Origin of the sequence: Pseudokineococcus lusitanus, assembly GCF_003751265.1 — a bacterium.
In the GTDB taxonomy this organism is placed as follows: domain Bacteria; phylum Actinomycetota; class Actinomycetes; order Actinomycetales; family Quadrisphaeraceae; genus Pseudokineococcus; species Pseudokineococcus lusitanus.
Window position 1 is genome coordinate 155,263 of sequence record NZ_RJKN01000002.1, and the last position, 15,072, is coordinate 170,334.

General features: G+C 69.4%; 16 protein-coding genes. 5 read left to right on the plus strand and 11 right to left on the minus strand.

Annotation, left to right across the window (positions count from 1 at the left end; genetic code table 11):
* Positions 1 to 243: 243 nt before the first annotated feature.
* From EDC03_RS03970 to EDC03_RS03980, 3 genes are all read right to left on the minus strand, one after another.
* A complete protein-coding gene (locus EDC03_RS03970; protein WP_241967022.1) occupies positions 244 to 2,244 on the minus strand; it encodes an AAA family ATPase in 2,001 nt (666 codons plus the stop codon).
* A gap of 168 nt (positions 2,245 to 2,412) precedes the next feature.
* Positions 2,413 to 3,360, minus strand: a complete 948-nt coding sequence (locus EDC03_RS03975; protein WP_123378924.1) for a hypothetical protein — start codon at positions 3,358 to 3,360, stop codon at positions 2,413 to 2,415.
* 144 nt (positions 3,361 to 3,504) lie between these two features.
* Positions 3,505 to 3,933: a hypothetical protein gene (locus tag EDC03_RS03980; RefSeq protein WP_148058004.1), complete on the minus strand. Its 429-nt coding sequence runs from the start codon at positions 3,931 to 3,933 to the stop codon at positions 3,505 to 3,507.
* 308 nt (positions 3,934 to 4,241) lie between these two features.
* Here EDC03_RS03980 and EDC03_RS03990 point away from each other — a divergent pair, with 308 nt between their 5' ends.
* From EDC03_RS03990 to EDC03_RS04005, 4 genes are all read left to right on the plus strand, one after another.
* Positions 4,242 to 4,796 carry a hypothetical protein gene (locus EDC03_RS03990; protein WP_123378926.1) on the plus strand — a complete coding sequence of 185 codons (555 nt, stop codon included), beginning with the start codon at positions 4,242 to 4,244 and terminating at the stop codon, positions 4,794 to 4,796.
* A 134-nt stretch (positions 4,797 to 4,930) separates the two neighbouring features.
* Positions 4,931 to 5,971: a DUF4236 domain-containing protein gene (locus tag EDC03_RS17790; RefSeq protein ID WP_199719926.1), complete on the plus strand. Its 1,041-nt coding sequence runs from the start codon at positions 4,931 to 4,933 to the stop codon at positions 5,969 to 5,971.
* Positions 5,972 to 6,023: 52 nt separating this feature from the next.
* Positions 6,024 to 6,443 carry a hypothetical protein gene (locus EDC03_RS04000; RefSeq protein WP_199719927.1) on the plus strand — a complete coding sequence of 140 codons (420 nt, stop codon included), beginning with the start codon at positions 6,024 to 6,026 and terminating at the stop codon, positions 6,441 to 6,443.
* A 238-nt stretch (positions 6,444 to 6,681) separates the two neighbouring features.
* Entirely contained in the window at positions 6,682 to 7,509 is an 828-nt protein-coding gene (locus EDC03_RS04005) for a leucine-rich repeat domain-containing protein (RefSeq protein WP_123378927.1), read from the plus strand.
* A 160-nt stretch (positions 7,510 to 7,669) separates the two neighbouring features.
* Here the strand turns inward: EDC03_RS04005 and EDC03_RS17500 are convergent, their stop codons facing one another.
* Both EDC03_RS17500 and EDC03_RS04015 read right to left on the minus strand, forming a co-directional pair.
* Positions 7,670 to 8,224, minus strand: a complete 555-nt coding sequence (locus EDC03_RS17500; protein WP_123378928.1) for a hypothetical protein — start codon at positions 8,222 to 8,224, stop codon at positions 7,670 to 7,672.
* Between the two features lie 266 nt (positions 8,225 to 8,490).
* Positions 8,491 to 8,817, minus strand: coding sequence for a hypothetical protein (locus tag EDC03_RS04015; RefSeq protein WP_148058005.1), 327 nt, complete (start codon positions 8,815 to 8,817; stop codon positions 8,491 to 8,493).
* Between the two features lie 552 nt (positions 8,818 to 9,369).
* Between EDC03_RS04015 and EDC03_RS04020 the strand changes: the two genes are divergently transcribed.
* A complete protein-coding gene (locus tag EDC03_RS04020) occupies positions 9,370 to 10,266 on the plus strand; it encodes a hypothetical protein (RefSeq protein ID WP_148058006.1) in 897 nt (298 codons plus the stop codon).
* Positions 10,267 to 10,444: 178 nt separating this feature from the next.
* Here the strand turns inward: EDC03_RS04020 and EDC03_RS04025 are convergent, their stop codons facing one another.
* The 6 genes from EDC03_RS04025 to EDC03_RS04050 form a co-directional block, all read right to left on the minus strand.
* Positions 10,445 to 10,954 (minus strand): hypothetical protein, encoded by a 510-nt coding sequence (locus EDC03_RS04025; protein WP_123378931.1) that lies wholly within the window; start codon positions 10,952 to 10,954, stop codon positions 10,445 to 10,447.
* Entirely contained in the window at positions 10,954 to 12,333 is a 1,380-nt protein-coding gene (locus EDC03_RS04030; RefSeq protein ID WP_123378932.1) for an AAA family ATPase, read from the minus strand. The genes EDC03_RS04025 and EDC03_RS04030 overlap by 1 nt, the downstream gene beginning before the upstream one ends.
* A 386-nt stretch (positions 12,334 to 12,719) precedes the next feature.
* Complete coding sequence (locus EDC03_RS04035; RefSeq protein ID WP_123378933.1) at positions 12,720 to 13,157, minus strand: hypothetical protein; 438 nt, start codon at positions 13,155 to 13,157, stop codon at positions 12,720 to 12,722.
* Positions 13,147 to 13,740 carry a recombinase family protein gene (locus EDC03_RS04040; RefSeq protein WP_123378934.1) on the minus strand — a complete coding sequence of 198 codons (594 nt, stop codon included), beginning with the start codon at positions 13,738 to 13,740 and terminating at the stop codon, positions 13,147 to 13,149. Before EDC03_RS04040 ends, EDC03_RS04035 begins: the two co-directional genes overlap by 11 nt.
* Positions 13,741 to 13,968: 228 nt before the next feature.
* The gene (locus EDC03_RS04045; RefSeq protein ID WP_123378935.1) at positions 13,969 to 14,385 is read right to left on the minus strand and encodes an arsenate-mycothiol transferase ArsC; all 417 of its coding nucleotides are present in this window, start codon (positions 14,383 to 14,385) and stop codon (positions 13,969 to 13,971) included.
* 118 nt (positions 14,386 to 14,503) lie between these two features.
* Entirely contained in the window at positions 14,504 to 15,013 is a 510-nt protein-coding gene (locus EDC03_RS04050; RefSeq protein WP_123379270.1) for a GNAT family N-acetyltransferase, read from the minus strand.
* Between the last annotated feature and the right edge of the window lie 59 nt (positions 15,014 to 15,072).

The following is a 15,072-nucleotide window of genomic DNA, read 5'->3' on the forward strand; positions in this document are numbered from 1 at the left end:
CAGAGTGGGAGAGCGACCGGCTGGCGTGGGCGCAGGTCCACGCCGACGTCGCGGATCGGCTCCGGACTTCGGCGGACGTCTGCAGGTCGTACGTCGGCGGCGCGTGACCTTCAGCCACCCAGCGCCGCCGGGGGCACCTGGCCGTGCGACGCGTCGAGGCAACGTCCTCACTCGCCGGGCGTGGACGCTGGCGTGAGCGTTGTGCGGGACGAGCCCACTCCGGCTGGGGTCAACGGGCCCGGCTCACCGCGAGATGCGCTTACACAGCTCCAGTAGTGCGTAGAAGTCGTCATGGGGACGTTCGACCAGTCGCGCGGCTCTCCGGATCGCCGCTTCGTCGAAGCTCGCCCCGTACCGTCCGGTCATCCACTGCTTCACATTGTTGTTCTTGGTTCCGCTGGAGGCGTGCGCCGACTTGACGTCGGCCCAGGAGCGGATGCCGGTCGCGCCGCGGGGAGTGAAGGCGCTGACCGGGAGGTAGTGGAGGACGTCGGCCTCGGTCAAACCGGTCACCTGCACTTTCGACAGCACGTCACCCTTCAGTGCGGCAGCGGCGAAGAAGTCAGCGATGTATCTATTCTCGGACTTCGCGCGCGGTCCCAACTCCGCCCTCATGAAGTCCCCGGCCGCCGCCGCGCCTTCACGGGCGAGCACCTCACACCCTTGTCGCCAGACGTTCTCGACGTGTACGGCCTTGACGTTGTCCAGTACCGCGATGATCTTGGCGTCGGTGTACTCGAAGGTCATGAAACTGTCGATCGACGCCGCCAATCGCGCCCCCCCGTGCAGGGGGACGATTTGTACTCTCGCTTCCGCGAGCTCCTCGGCGAACCACTCGTCGAGCACGATCTGGTCGTGAAGGCCCTCGACGAGGAGGAAGACCTTGTGACGGCGGAGGAGGTCCGCGGTGTTGAGCCCGAGCGCTTTGAGGTCTTCAACCTCCACGCTCTTGAGCGAACTGATGCCGCTTGCCTCTGCTTTCGAGGGGCTGCTCACGTGATGGAGCCGCGCCCCCGGCGCGTCGAGCATCTCCGGTGAGTGTGTGGCCACCACCACCAAGCTAGATCGACCACTCGCGATGTCCGAGAGCCCTCGCACCATGTGACTCTCAGCCGTGCGGTGGAGTCCCAACTCCGGCTCGTCGAGCAGGAGGACAGTGAAGTGGTCGAGCAAATGGTCGATCGCCACGGCGATCGCGATCCGTGCCCATCGACTCTCGGCCGAGGACAGGCAGTCGAGGGACAGGAGACCGCTTGAGTACTTCTCGGTGATGCCCTGCACTTGCCACTCGACCAGGCCTTTCATCAGCCAGTCGAGGGGCTCATGGCGGGTCAACTTGAGGACGGGCGCGTCCATGAGGAGAGAGGCGAAGATTCCGTTGACCTGCTCCTCCAGAGCATCGCAGGCGTCCCAGAAGGGCGCTGACTCCCAGTAGTCGGCACGGAGAGTCTCTCTCGTGAGGCCCGATCGAGTGGCGACCTCAGTGAATGCGGCGACCGTGGCCTCACCGACGTCGACCGGATCGTGGGTCTTGGCCACGTCGGCCAGGATCGACGTGCTTGAACCCATGACGACGCTTCCGAGGACCTCCTCGGAAGCCCAGACGTACGGCATGCATACGAAGGGTGGGCGGTCGAGCGATTGAAAGGGGCGTCCGTCGAGCATCTCGGTCCAGAGGTCCCTGACCGGAACCCAATTCTCCTTGCATGTAGCGAGGTCGTGGTCCCCGTCTTCATTATCCGGCGATGTGGTCTTCTCCCACGCGTCGTAGACAGCGGCACTGAAGGCGGCGGCGCGCGAGGCAATAGGGGTCTCCTCGCTCAGACGCACCACAGGATAAAGCGATGAGCCGTCGATCACCCAATAGGGACTCGCAATAAACTCGTCGGCGAGGGCCTCGACGTCTGAGACGTCGAAGGTCGGCGATGAAGCTGGCAGCTCGAATGCGGAGGCTCGCTGCACCACATCAGTCAGAAGGTTGACCAAGTGACTCTGGACGTCGAAGCGGTATTCCGGCGGAACCTTATGCGCGTACGCCTCGTCCAGGCGGGTGGATTCCACCACCACGGCCGCGTCAGCCCTTCCCATGAGGGCGTTCAGGACGCTGCTCTTGCCCGCACCGTTGCGCCCGTAGAGGACGTGTAGACCTTCGCCGAGTGGGAGATGGGCGTCCCTGACTGGGCCGGCGCGCCGGACATGAGCGTGCAGCCAGCGGTACTGCCACGGATAGACGGCGCTTGCCACGTTGTCGTCCTCGCCTGGATGTTGCGGCGCCCGGCACTCAACCGCCCACGCCCTGCCTCTGACGGCCCTGGCCGCCGGGAGGGCATCGGCCCGTCGCATGCCTCTCTTGAGACAAGGACCTGCCCGACGGAGGGTGCGGCGACCTCGACAGGAGCCTTACAGCCCTGATTACCGCTCGACGCCGTGGGCCTGCCCGCGCTGACGACCAACGGGTGTCCCTTGGCGTCCGGTCCGGGCGGTAATTCGACCGGCGGCGCTGGCGGCGTCGCCGGCGGGTCGCGCGTTCGCCACGTCCGCGGTCATCTTCGCCTCGACGGCCTCGGAGTGTTCCGTGCCCACGCCGGCGTGGAGGTCGCGGGCGGTGGCCGCACGCCGCTGCGGGCTGTCGTACGTCGGCGCCTGAGCCGCTGAGGCGATGACGTAGCCCGCTTCCACACGGGTAACTGCCGAAGCTGAATCGGCGGCGTCGGCGTCCTTCAGGGCTGCGGCCGCCCTGCCGTCGGCGTGCTCCGCGAGGTCGCGGTGGACGCCTTCATTGATGCCGGGGCGGGCGGTGTCACCGGTGGTCGGCGTCGCGCCCGCGGCGGCGCGCTCGTCGGCGGCTTCGCCGGCGAGCAGGGTCGCCACGACCGTCTCCTTTTCCGCCTCGACACGCTGCTGCTGGGCCTGCGCGGTGGCCTGCGCGGCGCGGTCGTCGAGCGCCCGGGCGAGGGCCTTCCCGCGCCCTCCCGACTCGCGATGGTCGGCCTCGAGGGCGTCGACGTCGATCCCGTAGCGGATACGGACCTGCTCGCGGATGGTTTCAGCAGCGCGGGCGGCGTCGGGCTCGACGTCGGCCCACTGACGGGCGGTCTGCCAGGCGGTCTCGATGTCGGCGGGGCGGGCGCGGTCCCACCACGCGGTCCGCTCGAGCGGGACCAGGACGGCGCGGGCGGTGGTCCGCTCGGCGGTGGCCCGTTCCTGCAGGTCCCGCACGGCCTGGGCGGACTGCTGCTCGGCGGTGCGGGCGGCCTGCTCGCGCTGACGCGCGAGCTCCTCGGCGACCCGCCCGGCAATCAGCAGCCCCATCCGCAGCTGACCCTCGAAGGCGTCCTCGATGCCGTCGGACTCACTCATCCCGCTCCCCCTCGTCGTCCCTGCCCTTGTCCATGCCCGCGCCCGTGTGCGTACCGTCCGCCCCGAGACCTAGCCGGTGCGCCTCTCGCGCCGAACAGCGGCTGCTGGCATCTATCGGGAACGGACGGGGCAGAGCTGCGGCCGTCACGACGCGCGGCGGCGCCACCAGTCGCGCAGGGCGCCGGCGGCCAACGCCACCACGAACAGCCAGAAGACGCCCCAGAAAACGACGAAGCCCCAGTCCCACCAGCTGCCCACCGGAGACTGGGCCGCCCGCACCGCGTCGGCCGTGGCCCAGACCGTGAAGGCGAGCACCGGCCAGATCATCCAGCGCTGCCCCAGGCCCTCGTCGACCCAGCGCCGCGCGACCTCCTCCGGACGTCCCTGCCGCACGAGGAGCCACCGGGCGACACTCCCGGTCACCCAGTACGCAACAGCCGCCCCGAGAGTCACCTCGAAGAGGTCCTGCCCGCCGTTGCCCCACAGCGCCACCGCCGCGGCCACCAGCGGCACCACGACCAGCAGCCGGCACCACCACGGCATCCCGGCCGGCACCGGCCCGTCGTCACCCACACCGGCTCTCTAGCACCCGGGCGGGGCGCCGGCCGCCTCCGACGACCCGCCGATGGGCCGACTGGGCCGACTGGGCCGACTGAGCCGACTGAGCCGACTGAGCCGACTGAGCCGACTGAGCCGACTGAGCCTCGCTGCGCGAGGTAGTGCAAGGGCCCTCGGGCCCTCCCTAACCTGAGCGAGTGCGTGCCGACCTGATGCGACCGGTGCGCCTGCCCGACGTGCCCGGGGTGGTCTGGACGGTGTCGTGGGCCTTCGCCGGCACCCGGCTCCCCAGGCCGGTGCGTACGGCCGTCGCTGTCGCCTGAGTGCCGATGTGGGTCCTGCTGCTGATGTGCCTGCCCGGGCTGCACCACGGCGCTGACCGCCGCGTCGTCGCCTCCTTCACCTCCCGCACACGCCAGGCCGCAGCCCGCACCGCCGCGCGCCTCGCCCTCTTCCTGCTCGTCGTCGCCGCTCTGACCGCCGGGGTCATCGCCGGCCTCGCCGACGAAACTCTCGCCAGCGCCGTGGTCGTTATCGTCGGCGGCGCAGTGATTCTCGCGACCGTCACCGCGCTGCTGATCAGCCAGCTCGCCGTCGTCACGGCGACATCACGCGAGCCCGCCGCCGCGGGCGCGACCGCCGGTGACAAGGCCGCGGACCGGCGCCGATGGAAGAGCGCCGGCTGGCAGGTCGACTGCGTCGCTTCCCGCCTGCCCACCGGCGGGCTCGCGCTCGTCCACCAGCACGTCCGCGCGCTCGTCCCACCCGGCGCGACCGTGCGCGTCCAGGCCGCCTCCGCCCGGCACGCCGAGGTGTACGCCCGCGACGGCCTACGCCCCCTGCCCACCAAGCCCCTACGGCTGGTCACCGGCGTCTAGCACCGCGACCGGTGCACCAACCCGGTAGGCGGCTCTTGCTGGTTGGTCGGCGCGACCTCGAGGTGCCGGCGCCTGAGCTGGGTCAGGATGGTGAGGCTGCGGGTCGCCGACGACCGCGGCAGGACGGGGGAGTCGTGGGGTTCCGGGTCAGGAAGTCGTTCAAGCTCGCGCCTGGGGTCCGGATGACGGTGACCCCCCGTGGGGTCGGTGTCAGCGCCGGCACGCGCGGGGCCCGGGTCTCGGCGCACTCCTCGGGACGGGTCACCCGGACCGTCGGCATCCCGGGCTCGGGGATCTCCCACACCAGCACCACCTCCGGCGCCCGGCGCACCGCAAAGCCGAAGTCCTCGTCCTCGAGCGCCCCGGGACGCGCTCGGACGGTCCCCGGCACAGCCGCGCTCGCTCCCGTCGCGGCGTCTCCGGGGCTCTTCGCTCCTCGATGGGAGAAGGAGCTTCACCGCGCCGCGGTCAAGCAAGCCGACGACGTCTCCCGGCTGGTCGCCGTCGGGCAGGCGCACCCGCAGGCGAGGCCGGTCGCTGCGCTCCTCGAAGCCATCCGCGGCGCCGTCCCCGCCGGTGCCTACGAGCACGCCCGCGGCCTGGTCGCCGAGGTGTTCGCCTCGGGCTTCGACCCCGCCACTGACGCTTTCGTCACCAAGTACCTGCCCGGCCAGGTCCTAGACCTGGAAGTCGCCGACGGCGTGACCGCCGAGCTGCCCCTGGACCGCGACGCCGTCGGGCTGCTCCTGGGAGAGCTGCACCAGCAGGCCGGTGACCGCAGCGCGGCCATCGACGTCGTCGAGTCCCTGACCCCCTCGACGACCGCAGCGGTGAGCCTGGCCGAGCTGTACGCCGAAGGCGGCGACTGGGCAGCGATCGTCGAGCTCACCGACGGGCTCACCAACCTCGACGAGCCCTCGACCTACCTGCTGGTCCAGCGGGGCGTCGCCCTGCGCGAGCAGGGTCACCTCACCGCTGCCCGCGAGGCCTTGAAGGAGGCCCTGCGCGTGCGCTCCAGGCCGCCGGCGCTACGCCACCGGGCATGGCTCGAGCGCGCCAACACCTACCTCGCCGAGAACAAGCGGTCCCTGGCCCGCAAGGACCTCGAGCGTGTCCTGGCCGAGAACTCGGCCTACCCCGGACTGCAGGATGCACTCGCCCAGCTGCCCGACTGACACGAGCAACACCACACGCAACGCCAGCGCGAGCCGCACCCACGGAGACCAGATGAGTGACTTGCTGCCGGGCACCCCGCAGTCCTCCGGCTGGGTCGCCGTGCGCTGCATCTTCCACTCCGAGCTCGACGGCACCGGGATGTACGAGGAGCGGGTCACGCTCTGGCGGACGTCCTCGATGGACGAGGCCGTCGAGCGCGCCGAGGCCGAGGCGCACGAGTACGCCGCGATACTGAGCACCCCGCCGGCCGACCCGACTGAGTACGTCGGCCTGGCCCAGGCATACCTGCTCTCCGACACGCCCGGCGACGGCGCCGAGGTCTTCTCCCTCATCCGCGGCAGCGACCTCGAGCCCGAGGACTACCTCGACACGTTCTTCGACACCGGCACCGAACGCCAGCACGACGTGGGCGACCCCGCAGAACCGGGGGAGGCCGACACGGCCCCGAACAGGGACAATGTCAAAACCTAAATTATCGGCTATACACGAGAGGAGCCCGGCGGCCGCATGTGCCTGCGGTCGATGGGCGGCGCTATTGCTGGCGTTGTCATCATTGGAACCGTTAGCACCAACAGGGCGAGCCGGCCGGGGCCGGCCAGCGACGGCGGGTGGGTCCGCGGCACGCCCACGTGCTCCTTATCGCCGGACCCCGACCGTGACCTGCTCGTGCAGCAGCCCCAGCCCCCAGGCCAACTGTGAGGGTGGGCTGGTGCTGCCCTCATCACGACTCAGCCTTGCCGGTGGCCGTCTGCACGTCGTCGTCGACGGAAGCGAGGAGCCCCGGCCCGGGCACCTACGCGCCCTCGCGCGAATCACGGCGCGGGTCTACGTCCTGCAGATGCCCCAGGGACACCACGGCCTGGACTGGCTGATGCCCATCGCCGGCCGCATGGAAGAACTGTTCGTCGCCGGGCATGAGTGCGAAGACCTCAGCGCGCTGCAGCACTTCACCCGCCTGCGGAGCCTTTCCCTCGTCGGGCGCCCGCACCCCCAGGGGCCGCCGCTGACCCACGTCGCCGATCGGCTGCACGAGTACGGCGGGCCCTGGTTCCCCGCGCTTGACCCGGTCCTGGCCTCCCCTGTCCTGCGCGACCTGATGCTCGAGCAGCCACCCCGAGACCTCACGGCCCGCCTCACCGCACCACTCGAGCACCTGCGGCTCCTTAGTGCCCGCAAGCTCACGACCATCCCGGTCCTGACCTGCACCGACACCCTCACCTCCTTGGAGATCGCCGGCGGCCGCGACCTCGACCTGACCGGCGTCGCCGCCTACACCCGGCTCGACCGCCTGGACCTGTACGGGCGGACGCCGCTGACCTCCTTCAGCGAGCTCACCCGCTCCCCCACGCTCCGGCGCCTGTTCCTCGAGCACTGCTACGCCGTCGACGACATCGACGCCCTCAAGCAGCTGAGCCTCGATGAGCTCCGGATCATCGGACGCCCCGAAAGCCTGGACCCGTACTTCCTCAGCACTGCGCGGGGGCTCGGCGTCCGTAAGTTCTCCGCTCCCCCCGGCGACACCCCACGAGGCAGCTGACGACCGCTCCCCCGGTCTCCGCAGACGATCGTCAGTGGGACGGCACGGTGTAGCGGCGGCGCTGGCCTCGAACGGCCGCAGGCGCGCTGCCGGGCGGCCGTCACCGGCGACCGGTCAGAACGTCGCTTGTGGGCCGCCGGAAAGCTCAACTTCGGCTGGTTTAGGGCAGCAGAGCCGCTGCGATATACGCGATCCAGGTCATCCAGAGGACCATCTCGTACCACTCTGGACTTCGGGGGCGTCTGCTCACCCGTCGGGCGGCACGCGTTGTAAGGCTGGCGGTGGGATGGTTGAGGAAAGCCTCAGTCAGAAGGTCCCGCTCTGCTGGGACCTCCTCATGGTCGTCGACGCCTAGAGCCCAGGCGTACACCTGTCCGCCAGTTGTACGTAGCCTCATCCAGCCGGGGAAGCCCTCGCTCAGACCGAGGTACGCCTGACGCGGCACAGTGGTATCGCTGATCAAGTTTCGAACGATCAGGTGGTCGGGCCAGACGTCGATACGCGGGCGCGCGCCAAGTGTGAGGAGGACGACGCTGAGGGCGGGGAATACCCACCCGTAGTCGAGAAGGACCTGCAGTGAGGTCGGCGGTGGGGTGTCCGGGCTTGAGCGCCACGCAAAGAACCGATCCGTGGCGACCGTGAACGCCAGCACCCCGAAGCCGCTGAGGAAGCCAGCCCAACGATTGAGCTGACGGCGCACCACCACGGGATACATACGGCCGAGTCTCTCAACGTGGCTGCCGGTCGACCGCCCAGGCGCCGAGCTGACCGCCGCAGGCGCAAGCGGGCACCTGGCATGCCCTCGTGGCCGGCGCCGCTGCTCTGCCCAGTGGGGTGAGTGCGCTACTCAGGCCACGCGGCTACGTCCCGGATGACGATCGCTGGCCGGTCACCGCCTCGTTCCCACCGACGGCAGCACCCAGCCCTCAGCGTCGCGTCATGGTTGGCCTCAGGTCCCCCCGGTAGGCCTCGTGTGCCCGCTCAGGGAGTCACCGCTTCAGCTATCCGACCGCGAAGATTCTCGATCGCGTCCACATCGGCCGTCACGACGACCGAGTCCCAGGTCTCGTGCACGTAGATCACCAATGCGCCATGGCGCCAGACCCAGATCCGCTCAGGCATGCCCACCAGCAGGAGGGCCCGCGCGACCTCGCTGGTAAACCGACCTTCAGCGACTCCACGTCCGTGGCCCCTCAGGCCCGCGTCGGTCAGGACTTGGCGGTCGCGCTCGAGCGGGACCTCCGCACGGACGTGCGTACAGCCAATGTCCTTGGTCCAGTCGAAGAGGGCGGCCAGTGCCGCCTCCATGACGCGGTCCTGCTCCGCGTCACGAAGCTGCACGTATGACGAAGGCAGGTCTCTCTGGTCCACAGGAAGGGGCTGCCCGTCCCAGGGTCGAAGACCCCATGCTCCGTGCATGAGAAGGCCAGCAGCGTCGGGGACGTCGGTGCGCGAGACCACGACGCCAGCCCACCACACGCGCCGGCCTGAGGCCCTCACCAACCGACCAATGCCCGTTCCGCTGACGATCGCTGGCCGGTCAGCGTCCCGCTGACGATCGCTGGCCGGTCAGCGTCCCGCTGACGATCGCTGGCCGGTCAGCGTCCCGCTGACGATCGCTGGCCGGTCAGCGTCCCGCTGACGATCGCTGGCCGGTCAGCGTCCCGCTGACGATCGCTGGCCGGTCAGCGTCCCGCTGACGATCGCTGGCCGGTCAGCGTCCCGCTGACGATCGTCGTCCGGTCAGCGTCCCGCTGACGATCGTCAGCTGGGACGGCAGACCGAACGTCGATCGCCACCGCGCCACTGACGACAAGCGGGCACGCCTTGCGCTGAGGCTTGGCTCCGTACCGTCACCTCATGTCCTACGACGTGGCGGTGTGGGTGGGCCCTCAACCGGCGGACAACGCTGAGGCGTTGGCACGCTACGAGCAACTGTGCGCTGCGGCTCAAGACAGCACCCCGGCAGCACCGCCACTGCTGGCCTTCCTCGAGGAGCTGCGCCGAGTCCTACCGGACGACGAAGTCTGGGCTTCGGAGCCCAGCGAAGACGTCGAAGCGGGCGGCTCTCTGATGCACCTGAACATGACCAACTCAAGCTCAGGCCACGACCTCGCCCGGCTGACAGACGCCGCCCACCGCCACGGCCTCGTCGTGTTCGACCTGCAGGGCGACAACGGCGGCGATGTGTACCTACCGCTCGATGACGGCTCGAGCTATGCCGACCACATCGCTCCGCCACGCTCGGCCGTCCCCACCGATGTCGTCAAGAAGCGCGTCCGCGACAGCCTCCGGGCGGAGCTCAAGGCTCTCGGGCTGACCAAGCACGGCCCTTACACGTGGCGCCGCGCGCTCGACAGCGGCCACAACTTGGAGGTTCATCTGTCAGTGCGCTCCCGCGATGGGGCGCGTGACCTCTTCGTCGACGTCAACCTGCACCTCGGCCGGGACGCCGTCACCGGCTACCTCGTCGACTGGCGCTGGGACATCGGGCGGATGCTGACTAACGCCGAATGGCAACAGGTCAACAGGGACCTCGAGGAGCGCCGAGCACAAGGTCCCGACACGATGGAGCAATCCAGTGCATGGCTCGACTGGGACAACACCTGGAACCGGTACGACCTAGGGCTGCCCATCACGACGGCAGACGATCTCGAGCACTGGGTGCCCGTCCTCACGCAGGTGACAGTGCGGACCTGCCAAGGACTGCTCGCCGACCCGCAGCAGCTTCCTGAAGTCGAGCCATGGGACGCCTGACCTCCCTGCCGTACCCCCGCCGGGTGACGATGGCGGGCCGGTCATTGTCCCGCTAACGATCGACATGTGGAGCTGGTCAAATGCCTAGGCGCCTAGAGCCAGAGCGCACCCTTGACGAGCCGGTCGAGAGGCAGTTGTCACTCGAGTCTTGCAAGCGCCGATAACTGCCCCGGCGTCCCTAACGGCGCCGCGCCGCGCCAGGGAGCTGGTCAACAATGTTTTGCAGGCCGTCATCCAACGTCCATACGCCAATCTGCACAACATCCTGGGGGTAGCTGGCACGGAGCCGGCGGAGCTCGCTAAGGATGAGCAGGTCTCCCGCCTCGTGAGCACGTGTGCTCATGGCGTCGACATAGTTTGGAACCGGGGGCGCCTGGTCCAGGAAGTCGCGCAGTAACGCCTCGTCCCAATGTAAGCCACGGAAGGCCCACGGCGCCTCGCCGCGCAACGCGTCCTTTATCACTCCACTGAGTTTTTCGGCACACGCCCGTCGGTGGTCGCCGTTGCCGGCAGGGATGCGCTGGACGTGCTGTGCCGTTTCGATGACGGCGGCAACAGGTATCTGTACGCGAACGCTACCGCGTATGCGCTCAGCGAGTCCTTGACGAACCGCGTCAACGTCCTGGGCCTCCATTCTGATGCCGATCACATTGATGAGGACCGAACTATCCATGAGGTCGATCTGCATCATCGACCCTCAGGGCTAGGAGTTAACCGATCCAAGTAGTCGAGCGCTGCCTCGGCTGTCGGCGGCTTGGTCGGCTGTACGTCGAGTTCACCGGCCGCCACAGCCTCACCGACACGCCCCTGACTAGCAATCGAAAGGTAGTTGGGGTGTTCGACGAGGCTTGCAAGCCGCGCCTGCCCAGTTGTCGAGTCTTTCGTACAGGTCAGAACGCCACGGTGGTCGTCAGGGGTGAGTGCGTCCAGCAGCGCGGGGCTGTGCGTCGTGGCGATGAGGGTCAATCCCCGCTCTTCGGTCTCGCGCCGCAGGAGGTCTAGCACCGCAGCCGCCTGGGCCGGGTACAGACCATTCTCCACCTCCTCGATGAGCAACGTCCTAGCTCCTGGGCGCTCTGCGGTCGTCCCACCTGACGACCGTCCGAGGTAAAGCAGGGTCGCCACAATAGCGAGGTAGCGAAGAGTGCCGTCGCTCATCACTGAGGCGGTAGTGAGCGTTTGGGGCGATGGCTGCTCCTGAAGCGCCACCATGACGTCGACGGTGCCCACACGAGGAAGCGTCGCCTCAGCGAACTGAATGGAGTCGAGCCCTTCGCCCACCAGGCCCCGAATGAGGTTGGTGAGGCGAGGCCACGCGGTCTCGTCGTCTCGCAGTGCGTAGGCGACGGCTGAGGTTGTTGACCCCGTGCGATTGGGGGGCTCCCCAATCCGCGCGTAGGAGCGCATTTCACCAGGCACCGGGTCTAGGACGAAAATGTTTCGCAGGGCGTCAATCACGACCTGGCAGTCGCGGGCTACGCTCCGTCTAGCGGCGGTGTCCTGTGGCACTTTGCTGACAGCCTGCAGCGTGACCAGCCTCGAAGTCAGCATGGTCATAAATTTAGGTTGCGCCCCCGAATACACCTCGACGTCGCAGATGCCCTCACCAGGTGCACGACGAGCGGCGTGGAACAAGCGGCGCACGCGACCACGAGCGTTGGTGTAAGTCAGGGACTCATCCTGGATTTCAGGCTGCCGCCCCCCGACGTCAAACTGAATGTCCAAGTCAAAGCGCCCCGTCGGAACCTGAATGCTGCATCCCACCGAAACGGTGTCGCTGCCATACGGGGCGGCAGCCGAAAGACTGCCTCGGAGACCGGCGACAGTGTTGTCAGCCCTCTCGAGATCCGCTACGTCTCGCTCGTCCGCAAGGAGCGCCATCAGAGCAAAGGCGTCGAGGGCGTTGGATTTTCCGCTGCCATTCGGCCCGACAAGTAGCGTAAGCGGACTAAGATTGAAGGCCTGTGACTGATAGTTCTTGAAGGCGTGGAGACGCACTTGGCTGATGCGGCCCACGACCGCCGCTCCAGCGGAGTCAGGTGGGGCAGCCGCTATGGCTTCAGTCATGTGGTCACAGTAGATGCGCGGGGGGCAAGGGCTGGGTGTGGCGCGACTCGCACTGGGTGTGGGGCGTCGGGGCTGTCCGAACTTGGAGCGAGTCGTGAGCCTTCACCAGAAGGTTGCTGACGAGCCCGTCGCAGGAGCACGCGTTGGCGACAGCAAGGAGGAGAGCCCGGCGGTCCCACCAAGCGACCGTCTGTCGGTGACGCCGCAGGTCAGCGACCCGTCGAGGCGTCGCTTGGCAGCGGGCGTCCCGATAGTCCTGTCCGGTTTGATTTCCCGCTCAGGGGCGTCGTACGGACGGCCCTGGTGGCTGCGCGAGAGTCGGTTGGCCTCGCGGGCGAGCTCGACGATCGATGGTCCCGACCATGCGGCGAACCTGGGCCTCGCTGTCAGCGGTGCGCCGGCTGTAGCTGCTCGCGGGTCCACGGGCCCGCGCCGTGCAGCCACCGGTCCAACCAGTGAGGCCACCGGACCCATCGGCGGTTCCACTCGCCGGCGAACCAGGCCTCGGCGTAGTCCAACGGGGTGACGACGCCTGCCGTGGCGGTGCCCGCGGGCGAACGGCGCACGGCGTCGTCGACCAGCGCCTGCAGCGCGGCGGCGTCGACCTCACCGGTGAGGGTGAGCACCACGCGCTCCTCCTTCCGCACGCTCGCGATGGCCAGGACCGCACCGTCGACGCGGTAGGCGGTCACGTACTCGTCGTCCTCGACCATCAGGAACTCCATCGACCCAGCCGCGTACGCCGCATCGGCGTAGACGTCGAGGTCACCGTCACGGTCGAGCACGAAGACCGCCCCGCCGACCGGCGCCTCATCACGAGCCACCGCCGACCCCCTGCTCCCCCGTCGCCCGCGAAGCCAGGACGTTGCGGTAGATCGTGTTGCGGGAGACACCGAGGTGGGCGGCAACGCCGGTGACGGTGGCGCCGGGCTGGGCGAGCAGGGACCGGGCGGCCTCGATCCGCTCGGGGCCCATGACGGTGGGTCGGCCGCCGACGCGGCCGCGGGCGCGGGCGGCCTCGAGCCCGGCGATGGTCCGCTCCCGGATGAGCTGACGTTCGAAGTCGGCCAGGGCGCCGAAGATCGAGAAGACGAGGCGACCGCCGGCGGTGGTGGTGTCGATGGACTCGGTCAGGGACCGAAAGCCCACTCCCCTGCCCTCGAGCTCGTTGACCGTGGCCAGCAGGTGCGGCAGGGACCGGCCGAGCCGGTCCAAACGCCAGACGACGAGGGTGTCGCCGGGCAGCAGCCGCTCGAGGAGCTGGGTCAGCTGAGGGCGGTCGTCGCGCGAGCCGGAGGCGACGTCGATCCACAGCCGGGCGCAGCCGGCGGCCGTCAGCGCGTCGTGCTGGAGCGAGGCGTCCTGCGAGGTCGTCGAGACCCGGGCGTAGCCGTAGGCGTGAGGCACTCCCCCACCGTGCCGCAAAGGTCGACCACCGAGTTGTGGCACGCCGAGGTTTCCGACACGACTTTTGGCACGCGAGCACCCGGCGTGTCGCAGCCCCGACGCCAAGCCGCGGCGACTGTCCCTCAAACCATCGAATGCGACCACGGACGGTCTCGTAGGAGGTTTCCCACAACTTCGGGCCTCCGACCACCTCGACGAGTCACGTCGCTGGCTCGGGAGTCCGGAGGGTTAGGTCGTCAGGCGGTGGGCGAGCTCGGTGGTGCGGGCGGCGATGTCCTCGCGGATCAGCGCCATGCGCTCTGCGCCCTCGACGCCGCGCAGGGAGGGCTCGTCGGTCTCCCAGGTCTCGACGGTGGTGCCGGGGGCGGGGTCGACGTGGGCCTCGGAGCCGAGGACGACGACGAGGTCTGCTGCGTCGACCATCTGCGGGGTGAGCTGGCGGGGGGTCTGGTCGGTGATGTCGACGCCGACGTCGAGGAGGCTGCGGACGGATTGCTCGTTGAGGCGGTCGCCGGCGTTGGTGCCGGCGGAGGCGATGGTGACGTCGCCGCCGGTCTCGGCGACGGCCTTGCGCATCAGTCCGGCGGCCATCTGGGACTTGCCGCCGTTCTTGACGCAGACGAACAGCACGCTGGTGGCGGTCATGACGGTTCTCCTCGTGGGCGGGTAGCCGGCCGGCCCGGGGCCGGCTCCGGACCGGGGCCGGCTCCGGACCGGGGCCGGCTCCGGATGGGTCGGGCAGGCGTCGGAGCGGGGCGCGGGGTCAGCGGCCAGCAGTCGTGCTGCGGCGCTCGAGCAGGACGGTGTCCCGCCAGGTACCGGCCAGCGGGCCGTAGGTCATGCGGGCGACGCGGTGCCGCACCCCGACGCGGCGGAAGCCGGCGGCTTCGTGCAGCCGGAGGCTGGCGGTGTTCTCGGGGAAGACGGAGGACTGCAGGGTCCAGGCGCCAGCGCCCTCGGTGGAGGCGATCAGCTCGGCCAGCAGCAGGCGGCCGACGCCCCGGCCACGGGCTGCGGCGGCGACGTAGACGGAGTGCTCGAGGACCCCGGCGTAGACCGGTCGCGTGGAGACCGGCGAGACGCTCGCACAGCCCAGCAGGAGCCCGTCCTCGACGTGGGCGACCAGGCGGTGCTCGACCGCCCGGCCGGCGTCGAAGGCCTGCCAGCTGTCGGGCGGGTCGGACTCGAAGGTCGCGTGGCCGATGGCGATGCCCTCGGCGTGGACGGCCCGGACCTCGGGCCAGTCCAGGTCGCGCAGCGGCAGGACGAGCAGCCGCTCACGGCCCTGGTCGTGCGCGCCGGACCCGGCGAGCGGCGCGGCTGCCGGGTCGG